This window comes from Streptomyces sp. CB02058 (assembly GCF_001905505.1).
Taxonomy (GTDB): Bacteria; Actinomycetota; Actinomycetes; order Streptomycetales; family Streptomycetaceae; genus Streptomyces.
In genome coordinates this window covers 995,224-1,016,911 of the sequence record NZ_LIPG01000001.1, presented here as the reverse complement: position 1 = coordinate 1,016,911, position 21,688 = coordinate 995,224, and the positions used below count along the sequence as shown (strand labels likewise).

The window sequence follows — 21,688 nt, the reverse complement described above, 5'->3', positions numbered from 1 at the left end:
GACGACCGGCCGCCGGCACGACGGACCACCGGCGGGAACGGCCGGCCGCCGGCGTCACACGCCGACGGCCCGGGCGGGCGGCGGGCCGTCAGCCCGCCGCGACGGCCGTCACTCGGCGGTGGCGGCCGGACGGTCGGCGCCGCCCAGGGCGACGTCCTGCCCGGGCACCGCCTGACCGGAACGGATCAGGTCGATCCGCCCCATCACCTTCGAGCGCAGATCGGCGGGGACGTCGTCCTGTCCGCAGCAGCGCTTGACCAGCTTCTTCACGGCCTGTTCGAGGCCGTACTTCTCCAGGCAGGGGGAGCACTCCTCGAAGTGCACCTCGAACTTGGTGCAGTCGCCCTCGGGCATCTCATGGTCGAGAAACTCGTAGAGATGATCGAGAACCTCTGAGCAGTCCGTCTCGTGCGGCTCTCCGCAGCTCATGAGGCCGAGCCTTTCATGTCGTCCGACTCACCGGCTCCGGCCGGGACGAGCCCGCGCTCACGCGCGTAGTCCTCGAGCATGCCGCGCAGCTGACGGCGCCCACGGTGCAGCCGGGACATCACCGTACCGATGGGTGTCCCCATGATGTCCGCGATCTCCTTGTAGGCAAAGCCCTCTACATCGGCGAGATACACGGCGATGCGGAACTCTTCGGGGATCGACTGCAGCGCGGACTTCACGTCGGAGTCCGGCAGGTGGTCGAGCGCCTGGGACTCGGCCGAGCGCAGACCGGTCGACATGTGCGACTCCGCACGCGCCAGCTGCCAGTCCTCGATCTCCTCGGCGGCGCTCCGCTGGGGTTCGCGCTGCTTCTTGCGGTACGAGTTGATGAAGGTGTTGGTGAGGATGCGGTACATCCACGCCTTGAGGTTCGTGCCCTCACGGAACTGGTGGAAGGAGCCGTAGGCCTTCGCATACGTCTCCTGGACCAGGTCCTCGGCATCCGCGGGGTTGCGCGTCATGCGCAGCGCGGCCGAGTACATCTGGTCGAGATATCCGAGGGCGTCCCGCTCGAAGCGCGCGTTGCGCTCGGCAGTCGTCTCCTGCGCACGGCCGTCGTCGGTCCCTGTGTCGGTCCCAGTGACCGGACCCACCTCCTCCAACGATGTGGCGGAACCGAGACCGGACCCGCTCGCATCGGAGAATAGTCGACCTTGCTTCCGCGCGGGCTGTCGATCGGCACCGCCCTGGGCGCGCGCCGGGGTGCTCTTGGCCGCGTGGAGCACCGTCCACTCAAGCTCGGCGGCGTTCGAGCGACTCGGGCAGATGGTCGAACCCATGCGGCGGACTCCCTCTCGACTAACGGCGTTGTCGTACCGACACCACCGACAACAGCCGCCCCCCGCGCCGCATTCCCGGGGGTGCCCGCGGGCGCCGGGAGTGTGAGGAGGACTACGGGCCGGACGCGTTCGGGACGGGGTGCCTCAGGAGAGACCGTCCAGCCATCCGGCCACCGCGTCCGTGAGGATTTCCACAGCCTGATCCTGGGTCAGCGGGGCCTTCTTCGGTACGGCGAAGCCATGATCCGCGTACGGCACCTCGACGAGCCCGTGCTCGCCCGGGGGGAATTCCTCAGGCCGCCCGAACGGGTCACGTCCGCCCTGCACCACGAGGGCGGGCCGCCCCGCGCCGAGCAGTTCGCCGGCCCGGGACTTCTCCGGCCGGCCCGGTGGGTGCAGGGGGAAGCTCAGCGCCAGCACCGCGCGGGCGCCCAGCTCCTCGGCCGTGCGGCAGGCCACCCGGGCCCCGGCGCTGCGGCCCCCCGCGACGACGGGGGGCCCGGCGGCGGCCAGCGCGGGCCACAGCCCGCGCCAGCCGGTGTCCAGGGTTCGGGGCGCCGGGGCGACCTTCTTCCCCGCCACCCGCCACGGCTGCTCGACCAGCGCCACGGTCACCCCGCGCTCCGGCAGGACGGCGGCCAGTGCCTGGAGATCGCGGGCCTCGATGCCGCCTCCCGCGCCGTGGCCGACGGCGAGCACCAGCCGGGCCTTCTTCGCGGGGAGCCAGGTGATCCTGGCGTCCCCGGCGTCGGTGGAGACGGTCTCGGCGCGCTGGGCTGTCCCTGGGATACGGCTCACGGTTCCATCCTGCCGGTCAGAAGAGGGTGCCGACCTCAGGCGCGGCCAGCTCCTCCAGGAGTTCCGGGCCGTTGTTGCGGACGTTGCTGACGGCGGTGGCCACCGGGTAGGCCCGCATGAGTCCGCCGGGCGGCGGCTCCAGCAGCCCCTTCAGCTCGTCGACGTCCGTACGCGCGGGGTCGAGCCAGGCGTCCCAGCGGTCCGGGGTGAGCATCAGCGGCATCCGGGGGTGGATGTCGGAGAGCGAGGACGGGCCCTCGGCGGGGGCCACGGCCAGGGGTGACGTCTCCGCCTCCGTGGTGATCACGGAGCAGGTGACCCACCAGGCCTGCGGGTGGTCGTCGGGAAGCGTCCGGTCGCGCCAGAACTCGTACAGCCCGGCCATGGCGAAGACGGAGCCGTCGGCGGGCGTCACGAAGTACGGCTGCTTGCGGGGGCGCTTCTTCCTCCCCTTCTCCTCCAGCTGCCTCTCGTCCGCGCCGGTGACCCACTCGTAGTAGCCGTCGGCGGGCAGGATGCAGCGCCTGGACACGAAGGGACGGCGGAAGGACGGCTTCTCGTGGACCGTCTCCGCACGGGCGTTGATCATGCGGGCGCCGCCTTCCGGCGATTTGGCCCAGGACGGCACGAGTCCCCACTTCAGGGCGCGCAGCTGGCGAACCGGACGCCGGTCCTCTGCGTCCTTCACAGGACGGTCGAGGACCGCGTAGACCTCCTTGGTCGGCGCCACGTTCCAGTCGGGCTCCAGGGTCTCGGTGGGTTCCCACTTCTCCACTCCGAAGAGCCCGGTCAGATCCTCCGGGCGTCGACTCGCCGCATACCGTCCGCACATAAGTGCCAGACTGCCACGACCCGCCGGCCGAGTGGACGCCGATCCCTCGACGACCTCAAGGAGCCGCTCGCACCATGGACAGCACCGAACTGGGCGATCTGTGGGATCGCGTCTTCGGAACCCAGCCCGCGCCCGAGCAGTGGCTCGTCGTCGTCACGGCCACGGCGGCACTGATCGCCGTCGTACCGAACCTCATATGGCGGCTCTCCCGCAACGCGATCACCATCGCGCACGAGGGCGGCCACGGACTGGTCGCCCTGCTCACCGGGCGGCAGCTCTCCGGCATCCGGCTGCACTCGGACACCAGCGGCCTCACCGTGAGCCGCGGCAAGCCCACCGGCATCGGCATGATCCTCACCGCGGCGGCCGGCTACACGGCGCCCCCGCTGCTCGGCCTGGGCGGCGCCTGGCTGCTGACCAACGGCCGGATCACCCTGCTCCTGTGGCTGGCGACCGCACTGCTGGCCGTGATGCTGGTGATGATCCGCAATCTGTACGGGGCGCTCACCGTCATCCTCACGGGTACGACCTTCCTGCTGGTGTCCTGGCTGACCTCGGCCGACGTACAGTCCGCCTTCGCGTACACCGTGGTCTGGTTCCTGCTGCTCGGCGGCGTACGCCCGGTGTTCGAGCTGCAGTCCAAGCGCAGGTACGGCGGTGCGCCCGACTCCGACGCCGACCAGCTCTCCCGGCTGACGCACGCCCCGGCCGCGATCTGGCTGTTCCTCTTCCACGCGGTGTCGCTGAGCTCGCTGATCGGCGGCGGACGCTGGCTGCTCGGGCTGTGAGGGTGCGCGAGCGGGCGGAGCCGGGAGGCGGCCCCGTACCACCCTTGCGTTACGCCCTGGTTTCATACCATTTGATCAGGATCTGGGATTGCGCCGAGCCACTAAAGTGAGGGGCATGACCGAAAGTTCCGTGCACCCCGCCCTCTGGCCCGCCCCCCGTGCGACCGGGGCTGTCGACGCGACCGTCACCGTGCCCGGATCGAAGTCGGTCACCAACCGCGCCCTGGTCCTCGCCTCGCTCTCCTCCGAGCCCGGCTGGCTGCGCCGCCCGCTGCGCTCCCGCGACACCCTGCTGATGGCCCAGGCCCTGCGCGCGATGGGCGTCGGCATCGAGGAGGGCGTCGGCCCGGACGGCTCGGGCGAGGCCTGGCGGGTGATCCCGGCCGGCCTGCACGGCCCCGCCCGCGTGGACGTCGGCAACGCGGGCACGGTCATGCGCTTCCTGCCGCCGGTGGCCTGCCTGGCGGACGGCCCCGTCCACTTCGACGGGGACCCCCGGTCCTACGAGCGGCCCCTGCACGGCGTGATCGGCGCGCTGAAGTCCCTGGGAGCCAGGATCGACGACGACGGCCGCGGGACGCTCCCCCTGACCGTGCACGGCGCGGGCGCGCTGGACGGCGGCCCGGTGTCCATCGACGCCTCGTCCTCCTCCCAGTTCGTCTCGGCACTGCTGCTCTCCGCCCCCCGGTTCAACCAGGGCGTGGAGGTGCGCCACACCGGCTCGGCCCTGCCCTCCATGCCGCACATCCGCATGACCGTCGACATGCTGCGCTCGGTCGGCGCCCAGGTCGACGAGCCGGAGTCGGGCGGCGAACCCGATGTCTGGCGGGTCTCCCCCTCCGCTCTGCTGGGCCGCGATCTGACCGTCGAGCCGGACCTCTCGAACGCCCAGCCGTTCCTGGCCGCCGCGCTGGTGACCGGGGGCCGGGTCACCGTCCCCGACTGGCCGCTGAGGACCACCCAGCCGGGTGACGCGCTGCGGGAGATCTTCACCGCAATGGGTGGCGCGTGCGAGCTGACCGAGCGGGGACTCACCTTCACGGGCTCCGGCACGGTCCACGGCATCGACGTCGACCTGAGCGAGGTCGGCGAGCTGACGCCCGGCATCGCGGCCCTCGCCGCCCTCGCGGACTCCCCGTCCACGCTCCGCGGCGTCGCCCACCTGCGGCTGCACGAGACGGACCGGCTGGCGGCGCTCACCAAGGAGATCAACGGCCTCGGCGGTGATGTCACGGAGACCGCCGACGGTCTGCGGATCACGCCCCGCCCGCTGCACGGCGGCGTCTTCCACACGTACGACGACCACCGGATGGCGACGGCGGGCGCGATCATCGGCCTCGCCGTGGCGGGGGTGGAGATCGAGAACGTCGGCACGACGGCCAAGACCCTGCCGGACTTCCCCGAGATGTGGACCGGCATGCTCGGGGAACCCTCCGGCGCCGTCGGCGTCTCATCGGGGGCGCTCGGCGCCGCCGCGGCAAGGCGCGGGGTCTGAGGGCATGCGCCGCTACGGGAAGAACCCCGACGAGGACGACATCCGCGTCCGCCCCAACCCCAAGGGCAACCGGCCCCGCACGCACACCCGCCCCAAGCACGAGGACGCCGAGGACGGCATGGTCCTCACCGTCGACCGGGGCCGGCTCACCTGTCTGGTCGACGACCGCACCGTGGTGGCCATGAAGGCCCGCGAGCTCGGCCGCAAGGCCGCCGTCGTGGGCGACCGGGTCTCGCTCGTGGGCGACCTCTCAGGCGACAAGGACACCCTGGCGCGCATCGTGCGCATCAGCGCGCGCACATCGGTGCTCCGCCGCACCGCGGACGACGACGACCCCTTCGAGCGGGTGGTCGTCGCCAACGCCGACCAGCTGGCCATCGTCACCGCGCTCGCCGATCCCGAACCGCGCCCCCGCATGATCGACCGCTGCCTGGTGGCGGCGTACGACGGCGGGCTCACCCCGCTCCTGGTGCTGACCAAGTCGGACCTGGCCTCGGCGGACAAGCTCCTGGAGGCGTACACCCCGCTCGGGGTCCCCTACATCGTGACCAGCCGCGAGGAGCTCGAGAACGGCGACGCCGCCGACCGGGTGCGCGAGCTGCTGAACGACAAGGTGACCGCGTTCGTCGGGCACTCCGGGGTCGGCAAGACGACCCTGGTCAACGCCCTGGTGCCCAAGGACAGACGGCGTACGACCGGGGTGGTCAACGCCGTCACGGGGCGTGGCAGGCACACCACCACATCGGCGCTCGCGCTTCCGTTGCCGGACGGCCGGGGCTGGGTGGTCGACACCCCGGGTGTGCGCTCGTTCGGACTGCACCACGTCGATCCCTCCCGGGTCATCAACGCCTTCCCCGATCTCCAGCCGGGGACGGAGAACTGCCCGCGCGGCTGCACCCACGACTCCCAGGAGCCGGAGTGCGCCCTCGACGCCTGGGTCGCGGACGGCCACGCCGACCCGGCCCGGCTCGACTCGCTGCGCCGGCTCCTGTCGACGCGGGAGCGCCGCGAGGGCGACTGACGCAGGGGTCCGGGAGAGCGACCGGCCCAGGCGTCCGGGAGGGCGACGAAGCAGGACTGCCCGACTCGCGCACGTTTGCGAGCTACCGGGGCTGGTAAGGGCATAATCGCGTCGAGCGGGACGAAGCATCACCTACGTGGGAGGCACCTGACGATGGCGTGGTTGCTGGTCGTGGTCGCTGGACTGCTGGAGACCGGCTTCGCTGTGTGCCTGAAGCTCTCCCACGGATTCACCCGGCTCTGGCCGACGATCGCGTTCTGCGCGTTCGCGCTCGGCAGCTTCGGTCTGCTGACGCTGGCCCTCAAGAAGCTCGACGTCGGCCCGGCCTACGCGGTGTGGACGGGCATCGGCGCGGCGGGGACGGCGATCTACGGGATGATCTTCCTGGGCGATCTGGTCTCCGCGCTCAAGCTGGTGTCCATCTCGCTGGTGATCATCGGCGTGATCGGTCTGCAGCTCTCCGGTTCGGCGCACTGACCCCCGGGGTACGCCGGGACCAGCGTGTAGGAGATCGCGAGCCGCAGCGCCGTCTCACAGGCGATCTCCAGCTCGGCGCGGTCCCGCGACAGGGAACGGTCCCCCATCACGGCCACGGCCCTGTCCCGTACGAGCGCGAGCAGTTCGGCGGGCGTCGGCGGGGCCGGATGTGCGCGGCGGCCGGGGGAAGGATCTCCCGGCCTGGGTAACCGGTCCCCCCAGACCCCCGTGAGCAGCGCCTCGACCAGTGCGTCGGCCCTGGCCGCCCGGACCGTCCAGCGGGCCAGTTCCGCGGGCCCGTCCCCGGTGGCACGGGACGCGCCGAGCACCTGTTCCACCCCGGCCAGATAGCCGTCGGCCGCGCGATGGATCAGTGCGCGGGCCAGACCGGCCTTGCTCCCGAACTCGTTGTAGAGGGTCTGCCGGGACACCCCCGCCGCCGCGGCCACGTCGACCATGCGCACCGCCGTCCAGGGCAGCCGGGAGAGCGCCGAGTCTGCGGCGTCCAGCAGAGCTTCTCGCGCCGTAGGCATCGTCGCCTCCCACGCCAGGGGGACCTGCGATTCAGAGTTGACGCGCTCCGGGGCACTGTCAAGGGTCCGCGCACCGCCCGGCCCGGGGCCGTGTAGCCCGGGCGGGTGGCTGTGGATACTGTGACGGCATGCCCGATTACCACGATGATCTGCGCCTCGCCCATGTCCTGGCGGACGCCGCCGACGCGGCGACGATGGACCGGTTCAAGGCTCTGGACCTCAAGGTCGAGACCAAGCCGGACATGACCCCGGTGAGTGAGGCCGACAAACACGCCGAGGAGCTGATCCGCGGGCATCTGCACCGGGCGCGCCCGCGCGACGCGATCCTGGGCGAGGAGTACGGCATCGAGGGCACGGGGCCGCGGCGCTGGGTCGTCGACCCGATCGACGGCACCAAGAACTACGTACGGGGCGTGCCCGTCTGGGCCACGCTGATCTCCCTGATGGAAGCGGGCGAGGACGGCTTCCAGCCCGTGGTCGGCGTGGTGTCGGCCCCCGCGCTGAACCGCCGCTGGTGGGCGGCCAAGGGTGCGGGCGCGTTCACCGGCCGGAGCCTGACGTCCGCCACGCGGCTGCGGGTGTCGAAGGTCGAGCGGATCGCGGACTCCTCGTTCGCGTACTCCTCGATGACCGGCTGGGAGGAGCAGGGCCGGCTCGACGGGTTCATGGACCTGACGCGGGCCTGCTGGCGCACCCGGGGTTACGGGGACTTCTGGCCGTACATGATGGTCGCCGAGGGCTCGGTGGACATCTGCGCGGAGCCGGAGCTCTCCCTGTGGGACATGGCGGCGAACGCGATCATCGTCCAGGAGGCGGGCGGCCTGTTCACCAGCCTGGACGGGGTCTCCGGTCCGGGCGGCGGCAACGCGGCGGCGTCCAACGGCCTGCTGCACCACGAGCTGCTCGGATACCTCAACCAGCGCTACTGAGGGCCACTCGTCCGGATCGTGCGGGGCCCGCTCCCCGGGCCTTCCTGATCCGGACGAAGACCCCGGGGCCGTCCGGGCGGCTCTCCTCAGCCGGTCTGCCAGGGGCGGAGCTTCTCGGGGTTCCGCACCGCCCAGATGTGCCTGATCCGGTCGCCCGCGATCTCGAACGCGTACACGGTCACGGTGGTGCCGTCCTGCCGCGCCACCAGGCCGGGCAGGCCGTTGACCGTCCGTTCCAGGAACGTCGTGCGGTCGCCCGCCAGGCGCGCGATCTCGGCGTAGGCGCGGGCGATCCGCTCTCCGCCCAGGATCGGGTGGAGGTGGGTGACGGCCAGCCCGCCGCCGTCGGCGGTCGCGGTGGCGCCGGGGTCGAGCAGAGCGATCAGGGCCTCGATGTCCTTGGCCTCCCACGCGGTCCTGAACCGCCTCACGATGGCGGCCTGCTCCGCGCCCGGTGCCGCGGGGGCCTGGGCGCTGCGGATGCGGCGACGGGCCGACGAGGCCAGCTGGCGGCACGCCGCCGGGGTGCGGCCGACGATTCCGGCGACCTCGCCGAAGGGGTAGCGGAAGACGTCGTGCAGGACGAAGGCGACGCGTTCGGCCGGGGTCATCGAGTCGAGGACGACCAGGAAGGCCGTCGTCACCGACTCGTCGAGGGTGACCCGGTCGGCGGGGTCGGTGCCGGGGCGCCCGGTGATCCACTCCGTGGGCTCGGGCAGCGGCTCCGGGAGCCACTCCCCCACGTACGTCTCCCGCCTGGCCCGTGCCGAGCCGAGCAGGGTGAGGCAGACGCGGCCCGCGACGGTCATCAGCCAGGCGCCGGGCGACTCGATGGCCTGCTGCTCCCGGACGGACATGGCGTACCAGCGGGCGTAGGTCTCCTGCACGACGTCCTCGGCGTCGGCGAGGGAGCCGAGGAGCCGGTAGGCGAGGTTGAGCAGCCTGCGCCGCTCGCTCATGATCACGCCGAGGTCCGGATCGTTCCGGTCGTCGCCCGGCTCGGCTCTGCTGGTCATGGTCCGGTCTCTCCCTCGCTCGTTCCCCGGCCGTCACCCGATACGACGGAACAGCCCCGCGGAATGTGAGGCGGCTCTCCGGCCTGACATTCCGAAGGGCCGCGTTGTCGTAACGGTGACGACGACAACGAGAGGGAGCGGACTTCCATGAACGACTTCCAGGCCATCGCGGACCGCGTCGAGATCGAGGCGCTGCGGGGCGAGTTCACCGACGCGGCGATGATGCGCGACCGGCCCCGCCTGGCTTCGCTGTTCACACCGGACGGCACCCTGCGCATGCCCGACATCCCCGCCGAGTTCGTCGGCCGCGAGGAGATCCGGGCCGGGGGCGAGCGGCTGCAGAGCCAGTGGGACTTCTTCGTGCAGACCACCCACCCCGGCACGATCGTGCTCGACGGCGACACCGCGACCGGCCGCGCCTACATCCAGGAGATCGCACGCACGCTCGACGGACGCCAGGGGCTGAACTACGCCGTCTACCACGACCGTTACCGGCGTACCGAGGAGGGCTGGCGGTTCGCGGAGCGGGTGTACGAGGTCCGGTATCTCGACACCTCCCCGCTGGCGGGGGCGGCACCCGGGGCCGCCGAGGACGCGGGGACCGGTACGGCTCCGGCCGGGTCCTTCGCCTGCCCCGCGTCGGCGGAACGGCTGGAGCGGACAGCCGCCGCGCTGCGCGCCAACGGCTTCGCCGCCGAGATCCTGGACGACACCGTGGCCGCGCGCGCCCGCGTCGGGGAGCTGATCCCCGAGGGCGCGGTGGTGTTCACCGGAGCCAGCGAGACCCTCCGGCTGTCCGGCATCGACGAGGACATCGACACCGGCGGCCGGTACGACGCCGTGAGGCCGCGCGTCCTGGCCGTGGACCGGGTCACCGGCGCAGACGAGATCCGCAGGCTGACCGCCTGCCCCGACTTCGTCGTCAACAGCGTCGCCGCGGTCACCGAGACCGGCTCGCTCGTGCTCGCCTCGGGCAGCGGCAGCCAGCTCCCCGCCAACGCGGGCGGTGCCGCGTACGCGGTCTGGGTCGTCGGCGCGCAGAAGGTGGTGCCCGACCTGGGCACGGCGCTGCGCCGCGTCGAGGAACACGCCCTCCCACTGGAGGACGCCCGCGCCCGTGCGGTGTACGGGACGCCCAGCGCGGTCAACCGCCTGCTCGTCCTCCACGCGGAACCCCGCCCTGGGCGTGGCACCGTGCTGCTGCTCCGGGAGGCCGTCGGTCACTGACCCGGCTCCACTGCCGCCCGGGACGCGGGTGCGGGGCCCCTTGTTGAGTTCCCCGAGGGGTGCCACTCTGAAAGTCCCCCCACTTGTGAACTTGTGAATCGCCTCACTAGGGCCGCTTCGCAGCTCACTCCTCGAAGGAGGTGGCTCCCTTCATGCTCGTCCGCGACGCCATGAGCACGCTGGTCCTGACCATCGGGCCGGCCCACACGCTCCGCCAGGCGGCCCGGCTGATGTCGGCCCGTCGTATCGGAGCGGCCGTCGTCCACGACCCGGACACCTGCGGTCTCGGCATCATCACCGAACGCGACATCCTCGACGCGGTCGGGGCGGGGCTGGACCCGGACGCGGAGACCGCGTCCACCCACACCACCACCGATGTGGTCTTCGCCTCTCCCACCTGGACCCTGGAGGAGGCGGCGGAAGCCATGACGCACGGCGGCTTCCGGCATCTGATCGTGCTGGACGGCGACGGCCCCGTCGGCATCGTCTCGGTGCGCGACATCATCCGGTGCTGGGCTCCGTCCAGGCGGCGCCCCGCGGGGATCGCCCTCTGACCGGTGGCGCCTCCTCCGTCCGCGCGGGTCCTCAGACGACTGCGGGCCGGACCCCCTGAGCTGTCCAGGGGTGTCCGGCCCGCCGCCGACGGCAAGCGTCCTACTGGCCGCGCAGGGCCTGGACCGCGGCTTCCAGCCGCTTGCCGAAGTCTCCGTCGGCCTGACGGAAGTTGTTGATCGCGCGCTCGGCGATGTCGTCGCGCGAGACCTTGGAGATGAACCCGGCCAGGTTGTCGATCAGCCGGGCCTTCTCGTCCTCGGAGTACAGCCGGTAGAGGTTCCCCGCCTGGACGAAGTCGTTGTCCTCGGCGTGGCTCGGGGCCTCGTGGTTGCCGGTGCCGCCCGTGACGGGCACGGACTCCCAGAGCGGCCTGTCGGTCTGGACGGGGCCGCCGAAGCTGTTCGGCTCGTAGTTCTTCGTGCCCTTGTGGCGGCCGTCGTAGAGGTAGCCGTCACGGCTGTTGGTCCGCGCCTCGGTGGCGTGCGGGCGGTTCACCGGCAGGTGGTCGGCGTTGATGCCGACGCGGTAGCGGTGGGCGTCGCCGTACGCGAAGAGACGACCCTGGAGCATCTTGTCCGGGGACGGGCCGATGCCGGGCACGAAGTGCGCCGGGCTGAAGATCGACTGCTCGACCTCGGCGAAGACGTTCTCCGGGTTGCGGTTGAGCTCCAGCTTGCCGATCTCGATCGGCGGGTAGTCCTCGTGCGGCCACACCTTGGTGAGGTCGAACGGGTTGAAGCGGTAGTTCGCCGCCTCCGCCGCGGGCATGATCTGGACCTGCACGGTCCAGGTCGGGAAGTCACCGCGCTCGATGGACTCGCGCAGGTCGCGCTGGTGGCTGTCCGGGTCGACGCCGGAGAGGCGGACCGCCTCGTCGGAGGTGAGGTTCTTGATCCCCTGGTCGGTCTTGAAGTGGTACTTGACCCAGAAGACCTCGCCGGCCTCGTTGTTCCACTGGAAGGTGTGCGAGCCGTAGCCGTTCATGTGGCGGTACGAGGCGGGGATGCCGCGGTCACCGAAGAGCCAGGTCACCTGGTGCGTGGACTCGGGCGACAGACCCCAGAAGTCCCAGACGTTGTCCGCCTCCTGCGAACCGGTGTACGGGTCGCGCTTCTGGGTGTGGATGAAGTCGGGGAACTTGATGGCGTCCTTGATGAAGAACACCGGGGTGTTGTTGCCGACGAGGTCGTAGTTGCCCTCTTCGGTGTAGAACTTCAGCGCCCAGCCGCGGGGGTCCCGCGCCGCGTCGGCGGAGCCGAGGTTGCCCGCGACGGTGGAGAAGCGCAGGAAGGTCTCGGTCTCCTTGCCGACCTCCGAGAGGAACTTCGCGCGGGTCCACTGCGAGACGTCCCGGGTCAGCGTGAAGGTGCCGTACGCGCCGGCGCCGCGGGCGTGCACGACACGCTCCGGGATGCGCTCACGGTTGAAGTGGGCGAGCTTCTCCAGAAGCGCCTGGTCCTGAACGAGAACCGGTCCACCCGGGCCAGCGGTCTCGCTGTTCTGATTGTCGGCAACCGGAGCGCCGGCCTCCGTGGTGAGCGGTCCCTGAGTCACGCGCGCCTCCTGCGTCTTGTCCTGCGCAGCGTCGTTCCCTGCGCAGCCTGTTCTCGGCCGCAGCCTGTCCTTGGCCAGTACGCCACCGATCCTACAATGGACTTTGTCCAAGTCAAGCAAACATCTAAAGTCACACCTACTCGGGACTTGTTCACTCCACTGTTAGGCTGGTGCCCATGAGTGACCTCTTGGAACGACTCCGTGGACGCGGCTGGCGCATGACGGCGCAGCGCCGCGTGGTGGCCGAGGTCCTCGAGGGGGACCATGTGCATCTGACGGCGGACGAGGTCCACGCGAGGGCCGTCGACCGGCTGCCGGAGATCTCGCGCGCCACGGTGTACAACACCCTGGGCGAGATGGTGTCCCTCGGCGAGGTCATCGAGGTCACCACCGACCGCCGCGCCAAGCGGTACGACCCGAACGCCCACCGTCCCCATCACCACCTGGTGTGCGGGCGCTGCGGAGCGATCAGGGACGTGCACCCGTCGGGCAATCCGCTGGCAGACCTGCCGGCCGAGGAGCGTTTCGGCTTCACCGTCTCCGAGGTCGAAGTGACCTACCGGGGCATCTGTCCGAACTGCGCCGCCACCGGCTGACGCGGCGCGACGGTCCGCCGGGGGGCCTTCGTTCGCCACCGATGACTGTGCCGCTCCGCGCCCGACCGACAGCTCCGCTGCGGGCATCTTTGCGCGGGCATACGACAGAGGCCCGGATCCTCGAAAGGATCCGGGCCTCTGTCTTCAGTAGCGGGGACAGGATTTGAACCTGCGACCTCTGGGTTATGAGCCCAGCGAGCTACCGAGCTGCTCCACCCCGCGTCGTTGTGAGTGCAACACTACGGCACCGCCACCGACCGGAGCAAATTCATTCCCTGGACACCCGCACGAACCCTGGGCGGGCGGGGCGGCTCGCGCCTGCTCGGGCCGGTGGACCCGGGGCCTTGCCCGGCTCGGGCCGGTGGGCCCGGGCCGGACCGGCTCGGACCGGCTCGGACCGGCTCGGCCAAGTGGGGCCGGGCCGGCTCGGGGGATCAGATCAGCTCAACCCGGGCCCTGCTCGGCTCAGCCCGGGCCCTGCTCGACTCGGGCCGCCGGGCCCGGGTTCACGCGGTGAGCTCCTGGTGCAGCGCCTCCAGCAGCCGTGCCGCGCGCTCGGCCACCTCCGCCGGCCCCAGTTCGACCGCGCGGGCGCACCAGCGCTGCCCCTCGGTGAGCTCGCCCCGGCGGGCGGCGAGCAGCGCGAGGCGCAGGGCGGCCCTGCCGTGCCCGTCGTTGGCGGCGCGGCTCCACCACAGGGCCGCCTCGCGCTCGCTGCCCTCGCGGGCGAGAAGCAGGCCGAGGTTGAAGGCCCCGTTGCGGCTGCCGGCCTCGGCGGCCTCGCGATACCAGCGGGCCGCGCTCGCCATGTCACCGCGCGCGGCGGCCAGCATCCCGGCCCTCACCTGGGCACGGCGATGGCCCTGCTCGGCCGCCCGCTCGTACCACTCCTCGCACTCCGTCTTCTCAGGCATCGGCTCCCCCAGGGCGGGAGGACCCGGCGCCGGCTGGCGCAGGTCGAGGACGCCGGCCAGCCGGAAGGCGGCCTCCGCGCTGCCACCGCCCGCGGCGCAGCGCAGATGGCGCTCGGCCTCCTGCTCCTCGCCGTCCCGCAGCAGCGCCATGCCGACCTGGAGCGCGGCGTCGGTGTGCCCGGCCGCCGCCGCCCGCTGGTACCAGCCGAGTGCCGTACGGTCCTCGTCCCGTCCGGCGTGCAGGATGCCGAGGTTGAAGGCGGCGTCCACGCTGCCCGCCTCGGCCGCCTTGGAGAACCAGGGCTCGGCCCCGGTCGCGTCCCCCGCCTGGAGCAGCAGCACGGCCAGCGCGTTCGCCGCCTCGCGGTGTCCGGCGTACGCGGCCCTGCGGTACCACTGCTCGGCCTGCGGAATCCGGTCCTGGGCGGCGCAGAGCAGCCCGAGGTTGTAGGCGCCGTTGACGTCGCCCGCGTCCATGGCCGCGCGGTACCAGCGCTCGGCCGTCTGCTGCTCGCCCCTGGCCGCGTGCAGCGCGCCCAGGGCGTTGGCCGCGTTGCCGTCGCCGTCCTGGGCAGCGCGCAGCCACCACACCGCCGCGCTCTCCTCGTCGCCCGCGTCTCGCAGCAGGAAGCCGAGGGCGCATGCCGCGCGGGGCTCGCCCTCCTTGGCCGCCGTGAGATACCAGCGGCCGGCCTCCTTCAGCTCCCCGCGCTGTTCGAGGATGGCGCCGAGATGCAGCGCGGCACGACGGTGGCCGCGGGCGGCGGCCTGGCGGTACCACTGCTCGGCCTCGCCGACCCTTCCGGCGTCGGGTCCGGCGACGGGGCCGTCCCGCTTCGACCGCGTGCCAGCCGCCAGCCCGCGGGGGCCCTCGCCCACGACACGGCCCAGGCCGAAGGCGTCGTGGGCGTCTCCGACCGCATTGCGTTCGATCGCGCGGGCCAGCCGGTACGCGGCTTCCCTGTGCCCCTGCTCCGCGGCGGCGCGCAGCCAGCGCTCGGCGCCCACGTCACCGCGGTGTTCCAGGAGATCGGCCAGGGCGTACGCGCCCAGCGCGTGTCCCTGCTCGGCGGACTGGCGCAGCCAGTACTCGGCTCCGGGCTCGTCGCCGCGCTCCCGGAGGTGACGGCCCAGGGCGTGCGCCGCGGCGGCGGAGCCGGCGACGGCGGCGATCCGCCACCAGCCGGCCGCCTCGTCCGCGTACCCCCGCTGGTGGAGGAGGACCCCGAGGTTGTTGGCCGCGGCCCGGTCGCCCTCCGCGGTGGCGGCACGCAGATTGGCCTCGGCGCCGTCCAGGTCGCCCCGGCGGAGCAGGAGGGCGCCCAGGACGCTCATGGAGGCGATGTCACCGGCCTCCGCGGCACGCCGGTGGCGCGCCTCGGTCTCGTCGGCGTGGTCCGCGGCGTCCGTGGTGTCCGCGCTCTCGGTGGCGTCGGTCGCGTCCTTACCGCCCGTCTCGTCGTCGGCGTACGCGGTGACGGCAGTGGTCTCGCGAGCGCGCTCGGCGGTGTCGGCGACCTCGGCGACGGCAGCGGCGAATACCGCATCTTCCACGTTTTCCGTCGTCCGTACGCGTCGCTGCACAAACCGCCCTGTCTCCAACAGAGTTGCCCTGTCCCCCATAAATACCATCGTCGCACCACCTGCAACCCGCGTACACCTGGTATACCGCGCCCAGTGAGGTCACTTCAGCGTTTTGTCGACATGCCCACAGAGAGACAAGTGAAACACGGCCGAGCTCAACTCGTGCCCCGCGAACCGCACTTCACTCCGACTACTTGAGAAAACGGCTCGCGACATGACGAAGGCCCGGATCTCAAAGGATCCGGGCCTTCACCATTCAGTAGCGGGGACAGGATTTGAACCTGCGACCTCTGGGTTATGAGCCCAGCGAGCTACCGAGCTGCTCCACCCCGCGTCGTTGTGTTCAAACCGTACCACGACGCGGGGTGCGCTCTTCTCAGCTTCCCTGGTCGGCGCCCTCCGGCTCGGTCGCGCCCTCGGTGTCCGAGGAGCTGCCCGCCTTCGGCTGGGCCGCGGCGGCCCGCTCCAGCGCCTCCTGGAGGTCGGCCTGGGCCTTGCCGTAGGCCTCCCAGTCCTGCTCCTTGAGTGCCGTCTCGCCCGCCGTGTACGCCTTCTGGGCGTCCGCGATGGCCTTCTTGAGAGCGGCGTCCCCGGTGGCCGGCGGCTCCGTGGTGTCACCCGGCGGCTCGTCCGGCTCCGTCGGTGGCGTGGTCGGGTCGGATCCCTCGACCCCGAAGACCGCGTTGAGCGCCTCCCCGAGACTGTTCTCGAAGACGATCTTCGACCCGTACGAGGCGGCCACCTTGCGCAGCAGCGGGTAGTTCTGCGTGCCACCGCGTGTGTAGACCGGCTCGATGTAGAGGAAGCCCCCGTCGAGCGGCACCGTCAGCAGGTTGCCGTACTCGATGTCGGAGTCGGTGCCCTTGAGGTTTCTCACGAACTCGGCGACGTCGTCGTTGCCGTTGAGCTCACTCTGCACCTGGCCCGGGCCCTTCACCGTGGTGGTGACTCTCAGGAGCCTTATCGTGCCGTAGTCCTTGCTGGCCGCGTCCGCGTCCACCGCCATGAACGCCCCGAGGTTGGGCCGTCCTCTCGGTGTGAACGTCGTGGTCAGTGAGAACTTCTGGGTGTCCTGACCCGGCATCTTCATGCTCAGGTAGTACGGCGGGACGGCCCCGGGCTCCTTGTTGGTCGGGTCGTCCGGCACCTGCCAGGCGTCACTGCCGCTGTAGAACTGCGCGGGGTCCTCGACGTGGTAGCGCGTGAGGAGCTCCCGCTGGACCTTGAACAGGTCCTGCGGGTACCGCAGGTGGTCCATCAGGTCCTGCGGGATGTCGCCCCGGGACTTCACGGTCCCCGGGAAGGCCTTGCGCCACGTCTTGAGCACCGGGTCCTCGGTGTCCCACTCGTAGAGCGTGACCTTGCCGGTGTAGGCGTCGACGGTTGCCTTCACCGAGTTGCGGATGTAGTTGACCTGGTTCTGCTGGGCGACGACCGCGCGCTGGTTGGTGGTCAGCGAGTCGGCCGTGGTGTCACCGAGCGTCGTACGCGAGGCGTACGGGTAGCCGTTGGTCGTGGTGTACGCGTCGACGACCCACTGGATGCGCTTGCCGACGACCGCCGGATAGGCGTCGCCGTCGATGGTCAGCCAGGGGGCGACCGCCTCGACGCGCTCCTTGGGTGTCCGGTTGTACAGGATGCGCGATCCCTCGCCGATGGCCCCCGAGTACAGGATCTGCGGCTCGCTCATGGACACCGCGTAGGCGGCGCGGTTGAAGGCGTTGGAGAGACTGACCCCGCTGTCGCCCTTGTAGCTGGTGGTCTTCTCGCCGTCCTCCTCGTAGTCGAGCTCCTTCTGGGGCCCGCCGACGATGGAGTACTGCTCGGTCTTCTCGCCGTAGTAGATCCGCTGCTCGTACTCCCCCAGCTCTCCGGTGGTCGGCAGACCCGACTCCGTGAAGTCCGGGGACCCCGACGGGTTGGTGCCCGTCGTGGTGCCCCGGGCCGCGATGGCGCCGTAGCCGTGGGTGTACGTGAAGTGGTCGTTGATCCAGTTCCGCTTGGGGAGGCCGTCGAGGTTGAGCTCGCGCAGGCCGATGACGGTGTCCTGCTCCTTGCCGTCCTCGCCCTTGTAGCGGTCGACGTCCAGCGTCTTGGGGAACTGGTAGTAGTTCCTCCTCTGCTGGAGCTGCTGGAAGGCCGGGGAGACGACGTTCGGGTCCATCACCCGGTAGCTCGCGGCCTCGTTCGCGGAGGTGCGCAGCTTGGCCGCGTCGGTCGTCGTGCTCTTGCCGGAGTAGTCGTCCACCTGCGCGTCGTCGATGTCGTAGGCATCACGTGTCGCGTCGATGTTCTTCTGGATGAACGCCGCTTCCTTGGCCTGCTCGTTGGGCTGGACCTGGAACTTCTGCACGATCGCCGGGTAGAGCCCGCCGATCAGGATCGCCGACAGCACCATCAGCCCGAAGCCGATCACCGGCAGCTGCCAGGTGCGGCGCCAGAGCGTCGCGAAGAACAGCACGGCGCAGATCACGGCGATGCAGAACAGGATCGTCTTCGCCGGCAGGTAGGCGTTGGCGTCGACGTAGCGCAGGCCCGTCCAGTTGTCCGTGGCCTTGAAGTCGCTGGACTTCACGGCCAGGCCGTATCGGTCGAGCCAGTAGGCCACGGCCTTCAGCGAGACGAAGCTGCCGAGCAGCACGGAGAGGTGGCCTGTGGCCGCCCCCGTGGCCCGCGCACCGGGGCTCGTGACCCTCAGCCCGCCGTACAGGTAGTGGGTGACGGCCGCGGCGATCAGCGACAGCACGACGGCCGCGAAGCCGAACCCGAGCAGGAAGCGGTACCACGGCAGGTCGAAGGCGTAGAAGGACACGTCCAGCTTGAACTGGGGGTCCTTCTGCCCGAACGGCACGCCGTTGACGTACATGAGCCATGTGCGCCACTGGCCCGACGCGGAGGCGCCGGCGATCAGTCCGACGAGCGCGGTGATCGCGAGCAGCACCCACTTCTTATACGGGGCGACGCTCATCCGGTAGCGGTCCAGGCTCTGCTGCTCCAGGGACATCGCGCTCAGCGGCGGCCTGAGCCGGTGCGCGAGCCAGATGTTCACACCGATGGCCACGGCCATCAGCAGTCCGAAGACGAGGAACAGTCCGATCTTGGTCCACAGGGTGGTGGTGAAGACGGACGAATACGCGACCGACCTGTACCAGAGCCAGTCCGTCCAGAACCCGGCGAACATGACGAAGGCCATGGCGAGAACCGCCAGGACGCCCAATGTCATGAGCAGGGTACGGACGCGCCGGGACGGGCGGCCGACTCTGATCCGTGGCCCGGTCGGGCCTCCGCCGCGGTCCGGCATCTGGAAAGCCAACGTGCGCACCTCGAAGTTCGCGGTCGTGTTGTGCAGGCCCAGCGATCGTAGAGCCCACCTATGCAACTTACTGAGGCTTTACCTAGTTCCCGTTACCGGGGCGGAAGGAGGCAGGATGTTGGGCATGCCCAACGTTTCCCCCTCAGGCCCCCCGATGGCCTCGAGTCCACTGACCGTCGCCGTCCTCGAAATCGACGCCTACGCCGCAGGTCTCGGCTGGGACCAGCCCGCCCGGCTGTTCGCCCTGGTCGACACAGCCCGGCTGCGTGCCCACGAGCCGGGCCTCGCCGCACAGCTCGGCCTCGACGACGCCGCTTCCACGACCGCCACCCTCACCCCTGTGGAGCAGGAGGAGCTCCCCGACGGCACCGCGCTGGACGAATTCCTCGCCACGATCGCGTGGCCGGACGCCGTCGTCGGCTGCGCCATGACCGTGGAACGGATGATGCTGCCGCCGTCCGCCGAGGCTTCCGTGCCCGAGGGTCTCAGCGATGCCCAGCTGACCAAGTGGGTCGCCGAGCACCCGGACCGCCAGGAGGTCCGGATGACCGTGGCCGTGCTCCGGGACGGGGCCCGGGACTCCGCCGTCCGGCTGCGGGAGAAGGACTCCCCCACGGAGGTCCTGACCGGTGCGGGGCTGGTCCCGGGGCTGGCCGACGCGCTCGCGGCCACCTTCGAGTCCTGACCCTCGCGGCGGGGGCCGGCCTCAGCTCGCCGAGCAGCTGGGCAGTGCGGCCGTGTCCCCCGCGCGGATCTTGTCCAGGGACTTCTTCGCGTCGTCGAGGGTCTTCACCCGCACCAGGGTGAGACCGCTCGGAGTGTCGGACGCCGCGGCGGCGCAGTTGTCGTCCGGCGTCAGGAAGTACTGGGCGCCCGCGTCCCGTGCGCCGACGAGCTTCATGTTGATCCCGCCGATGGGACCGACCGCGCCGTCGTCGTCGATCGTTCCGGTGCCGGCGATGAACTTTCCGCCCGTCAGCTTGCCGGGCGTCAACTTGTCGATGATGCCGAGCGAGAACATCAGCCCCGCGCTCGGGCCACCGACGTCGGCGAGCTTGATGTCGATCTCGAACGGGAACGTGTGGTCCGTCCCCGCCTGGATGCCGACGATCGCCCGGTCCTCAGAGGGGTTGGCGGGGTCCACGGCCTTCCGTGTGGTGAGGGTGACGTCACGGGAGCCCTCGGGCTCCTTGCCGGCCTTCTCGGCGGCGGCCGCGGTCTTGGCGGGGATGACGGTGAAGACGACGTCCTCGCCGGGCTTGTGCTTCGTGACCAGCTTCGCGACGTCCTCGGGCTGCTTCACCGCCGTACCGTCGACTGCCTTGATCACGTCGCCCGCGTGCAGGACGCCTTCGGCGGCGCTGTCCTTGACGACCGTCGAGACCACCACACGGGAGGTGACGGGGATCTTCAGCTCCTCCAGGGCGGCGACCTTGGCGCTCTCCTGGGACTGGCTGAACTCCTCGGCGTTCTCCTGGGTGGACTCCTCCTCCGTCTTGCCGTCCGGGTAGAGGGTGTCGTGCGGCACGATCACGCTGTCGTGCGCCAGCCAGCCGTAGACCGCCTCGACGATGTTCATGTCGTACTCCGCGCCGGTGACACGGACCGTCGTCATGTTGAGGTTCCCGGACGTCGGATACGTCTTGTGGCCACTGATGTGGAGCACCGGCTCGCCGCGGGCGTCACCGAGGGTGTTCACGGTCGGGCCGGGGGACATCTCCGAATACGGCACGGGGATCAGCACGCCTGCGCAGAGCAGCGCGATCAGGATGAGGGTCGAGGCGAGCATCGTCGCGGTGCGGCGTGGCATGGAACGACAGTACGGGAAGGGCCAGTCAGTGCACCGTCGGGGCCGGTCCGTACGAGGAGGGGGATCCGGGGTGTCCCGGGGAGGCCGGAAGGGCGTCGCCGGCTCGCTCGCCTCGCGGAGTACTCGCGCGTACGGAGAGCGGACGCTGTGCCGGATTGGCAACTGCGTACGACGGCCGGAGTCTCAGACGGCCTCGGAACCGGAGTGCGACTTCTCCATCGCCTCACGGAACCTGGCGTAGCCGGCGAGTTCGGTGACATCGCCGGTCGTTCGATTGCGGGCTGCCCACCCGCCCCATATCGCCGCGCCAAGAGCAGCTATAAGCGGAATCAAGAGCCAAGCGAGTGCTGCCATCACGACCTCCCTACCCCATGAGCGACCGCAACTGACGATCAGAAGATTAACCACGTGCAGGACCAACGCTCGTGGCAGGGGTGGGGTTACGCAAATCGGGGCTGATGACCCCCGGGGCGGTTTGCGCTCAGCAGGCTCCGACCCACTCCTCCGTGCCGTCGGAGAAACGCTGGTGCTTCCAGATCGGGACCTCGTGCTTGAGGTCGTCGATCAGCTTGCGGCAGGCCTCGAAGGCCTCACCCCGATGGGGGCACGAGACGGCGACGACCACCGCCAGATCGCCCACGGCCAGTTCACCCACCCGGTGGACGGCGGCCAGCGCACGCACGGGGAACTGCGCCACGACCTTCTCGGCCACCCTGCGGAGCTCGTCCACCGCCGTCGGATGGCAGGAGTATCCGAGGGCGCCGACGTCCTGTCCGCCGTCGTGGTTGCGCACCGTGCCGACGAAGAGCGCCGTGCCCCCCGCGGCGTCGTCCCCGACCGCGCGGAAGACCTCGTCGACGGAGAGCGGAGTGTCGCGGATGTCCAGGAGCCGGATGGGGTCCTGGGCCGCCTGCTCGCCGGGGTGATCGTGAGTGCGTTCCATGGGGCCATCGTGCCGCACGGCACCGACATCGCGGA

The 21,688-nt window shown here is 70.9% G+C and carries 21 protein-coding genes and 2 tRNA genes; 9 read left to right on the top strand and 14 right to left on the bottom strand.

Translation table 11 applies throughout. From position 1 onward, the window contains the following. Positions 1-108: 108 nt before the first annotated feature. The 4 genes from rsrA to AMK10_RS04775 all read right to left on the bottom strand — a co-directional run bounded on the left by rsrA (position 109) and on the right by AMK10_RS04775 (position 2,898). Positions 109-429 (bottom strand): mycothiol system anti-sigma-R factor, encoded by a 321-nt coding sequence (gene rsrA, locus AMK10_RS04790; protein WP_073745051.1) that lies wholly within the window; start codon positions 427-429, stop codon positions 109-111. Continuing rightward, positions 426-1,082 (bottom strand): sigma-70 family RNA polymerase sigma factor, encoded by a 657-nt coding sequence (locus AMK10_RS04785; RefSeq protein ID WP_198959621.1) that lies wholly within the window; start codon positions 1,080-1,082, stop codon positions 426-428. The genes rsrA and AMK10_RS04785 overlap by 4 nt, the downstream gene beginning before the upstream one ends. Positions 1,083-1,412: 330 nt before the next feature. After that, complete coding sequence (locus AMK10_RS04780) at positions 1,413-2,066, bottom strand: alpha/beta hydrolase family protein (protein WP_073745047.1); 654 nt, start codon at positions 2,064-2,066, stop codon at positions 1,413-1,415. 16 nt (positions 2,067-2,082) lie between these two features. Continuing rightward, positions 2,083-2,898 (bottom strand): SOS response-associated peptidase, encoded by an 816-nt coding sequence (locus AMK10_RS04775; RefSeq protein ID WP_073745045.1) that lies wholly within the window; start codon positions 2,896-2,898, stop codon positions 2,083-2,085. 74 nt (positions 2,899-2,972) lie between these two features. Between AMK10_RS04775 and AMK10_RS04770 the strand changes: the two genes are divergently transcribed. The 4 genes from AMK10_RS04770 (at position 2,973) to AMK10_RS04755 (ending at position 6,679) form a co-directional block, all read left to right on the top strand. Next, the gene (locus tag AMK10_RS04770; protein WP_073745043.1) at positions 2,973-3,686 is read left to right on the top strand and encodes a M50 family metallopeptidase; all 714 of its coding nucleotides are present in this window, start codon (positions 2,973-2,975) and stop codon (positions 3,684-3,686) included. 115 nt (positions 3,687-3,801) lie between these two features. Next, positions 3,802-5,181 (top strand): 3-phosphoshikimate 1-carboxyvinyltransferase, encoded by a 1,380-nt coding sequence (gene aroA, locus AMK10_RS04765; RefSeq protein WP_073745041.1) that lies wholly within the window; start codon positions 3,802-3,804, stop codon positions 5,179-5,181. Between the two features lie 4 nt (positions 5,182-5,185). Next, on the top strand, positions 5,186-6,202 hold the full coding sequence (gene rsgA, locus AMK10_RS04760) for a ribosome small subunit-dependent GTPase A (RefSeq protein WP_073745039.1): 1,017 nt from the start codon (positions 5,186-5,188) through the stop codon (positions 6,200-6,202). Positions 6,203-6,355: 153 nt separating this feature from the next. Beyond that, the gene (locus tag AMK10_RS04755; RefSeq protein ID WP_073745037.1) at positions 6,356-6,679 is read left to right on the top strand and encodes a DMT family transporter; all 324 of its coding nucleotides are present in this window, start codon (positions 6,356-6,358) and stop codon (positions 6,677-6,679) included. On the opposite strand, the gene AMK10_RS04750 is transcribed toward AMK10_RS04755, so the two are convergent. Continuing rightward, the gene (locus tag AMK10_RS04750) at positions 6,571-7,212 is read right to left on the bottom strand and encodes a TetR/AcrR family transcriptional regulator (protein ID WP_073745035.1); all 642 of its coding nucleotides are present in this window, start codon (positions 7,210-7,212) and stop codon (positions 6,571-6,573) included. The genes AMK10_RS04755 and AMK10_RS04750 overlap by 109 nt on opposite strands. Before the next feature lie 128 nt (positions 7,213-7,340). On the opposite strand from AMK10_RS04750, the gene hisN reads away from it, so the two are divergent. After that, complete coding sequence (gene hisN, locus AMK10_RS04745; protein ID WP_073745033.1) at positions 7,341-8,141, top strand: histidinol-phosphatase; 801 nt, start codon at positions 7,341-7,343, stop codon at positions 8,139-8,141. An 86-nt stretch (positions 8,142-8,227) separates the two neighbouring features. Here the strand turns inward: hisN and sigJ are convergent, their stop codons facing one another. Continuing rightward, on the bottom strand, positions 8,228-9,157 hold the full coding sequence (gene sigJ, locus AMK10_RS04740; protein ID WP_073745031.1) for an RNA polymerase sigma factor SigJ: 930 nt from the start codon (positions 9,155-9,157) through the stop codon (positions 8,228-8,230). A gap of 147 nt (positions 9,158-9,304) precedes the next feature. Here sigJ and AMK10_RS04735 point away from each other — a divergent pair, with 147 nt between their 5' ends. Beyond that, the gene (locus tag AMK10_RS04735) at positions 9,305-10,384 is read left to right on the top strand and encodes a nuclear transport factor 2 family protein (protein WP_073745029.1); all 1,080 of its coding nucleotides are present in this window, start codon (positions 9,305-9,307) and stop codon (positions 10,382-10,384) included. A gap of 152 nt (positions 10,385-10,536) precedes the next feature. After that, complete coding sequence (locus AMK10_RS04730) at positions 10,537-10,938, top strand: CBS domain-containing protein (protein ID WP_073745027.1); 402 nt, start codon at positions 10,537-10,539, stop codon at positions 10,936-10,938. Positions 10,939-11,038: 100 nt separating this feature from the next. Here the strand turns inward: AMK10_RS04730 and AMK10_RS04725 are convergent, their stop codons facing one another. After that, the gene (locus AMK10_RS04725) at positions 11,039-12,493 is read right to left on the bottom strand and encodes a catalase (protein ID WP_073745025.1); all 1,455 of its coding nucleotides are present in this window, start codon (positions 12,491-12,493) and stop codon (positions 11,039-11,041) included. A 176-nt stretch (positions 12,494-12,669) separates the two neighbouring features. On the opposite strand from AMK10_RS04725, the gene AMK10_RS04720 reads away from it, so the two are divergent. Next, complete coding sequence (locus tag AMK10_RS04720) at positions 12,670-13,089, top strand: Fur family transcriptional regulator (protein ID WP_073745023.1); 420 nt, start codon at positions 12,670-12,672, stop codon at positions 13,087-13,089. A 148-nt stretch (positions 13,090-13,237) separates the two neighbouring features. On the opposite strand, the gene AMK10_RS04715 is transcribed toward AMK10_RS04720, so the two are convergent. From AMK10_RS04715 to AMK10_RS04700, 4 genes are all read right to left on the bottom strand, one after another. After that, a tRNA-Met gene (locus AMK10_RS04715) sits at positions 13,238-13,311 on the bottom strand. 284 nt (positions 13,312-13,595) lie between these two features. Next, positions 13,596-15,635, bottom strand: a complete 2,040-nt coding sequence (locus tag AMK10_RS04710; protein ID WP_073745021.1) for an SEL1-like repeat protein — start codon at positions 15,633-15,635, stop codon at positions 13,596-13,598. Between the two features lie 212 nt (positions 15,636-15,847). Continuing rightward, positions 15,848-15,921: transfer RNA gene (locus AMK10_RS04705), tRNA-Met, on the bottom strand. Positions 15,922-15,963: 42 nt separating this feature from the next. Further along, the gene (locus tag AMK10_RS04700) at positions 15,964-18,888 is read right to left on the bottom strand and encodes a UPF0182 family membrane protein (RefSeq protein ID WP_073745019.1); all 2,925 of its coding nucleotides are present in this window, start codon (positions 18,886-18,888) and stop codon (positions 15,964-15,966) included. 127 nt (positions 18,889-19,015) lie between these two features. Here AMK10_RS04700 and AMK10_RS04695 point away from each other — a divergent pair, with 127 nt between their 5' ends. Next, a complete protein-coding gene (locus AMK10_RS04695) occupies positions 19,016-19,585 on the top strand; it encodes a PPA1309 family protein (RefSeq protein WP_241839472.1) in 570 nt (189 codons plus the stop codon). 21 nt (positions 19,586-19,606) lie between these two features. Here AMK10_RS04695 and AMK10_RS04690 read toward each other — a convergent pair whose 3' ends face one another. The 3 genes from AMK10_RS04690 to AMK10_RS04685 all read right to left on the bottom strand — a co-directional run bounded on the left by AMK10_RS04690 (position 19,607) and on the right by AMK10_RS04685 (position 21,653). Beyond that, positions 19,607-20,710, bottom strand: coding sequence for a YlbL family protein (locus tag AMK10_RS04690; protein WP_073745017.1), 1,104 nt, complete (start codon positions 20,708-20,710; stop codon positions 19,607-19,609). A 183-nt stretch (positions 20,711-20,893) separates the two neighbouring features. Then, complete coding sequence (locus AMK10_RS37615; RefSeq protein WP_014048224.1) at positions 20,894-21,064, bottom strand: hypothetical protein; 171 nt, start codon at positions 21,062-21,064, stop codon at positions 20,894-20,896. Between the two features lie 127 nt (positions 21,065-21,191). Continuing rightward, a complete protein-coding gene (locus AMK10_RS04685) occupies positions 21,192-21,653 on the bottom strand; it encodes a molybdenum cofactor biosynthesis protein MoaE (protein WP_073745015.1) in 462 nt (153 codons plus the stop codon). Between the last annotated feature and the right edge of the window lie 35 nt (positions 21,654-21,688).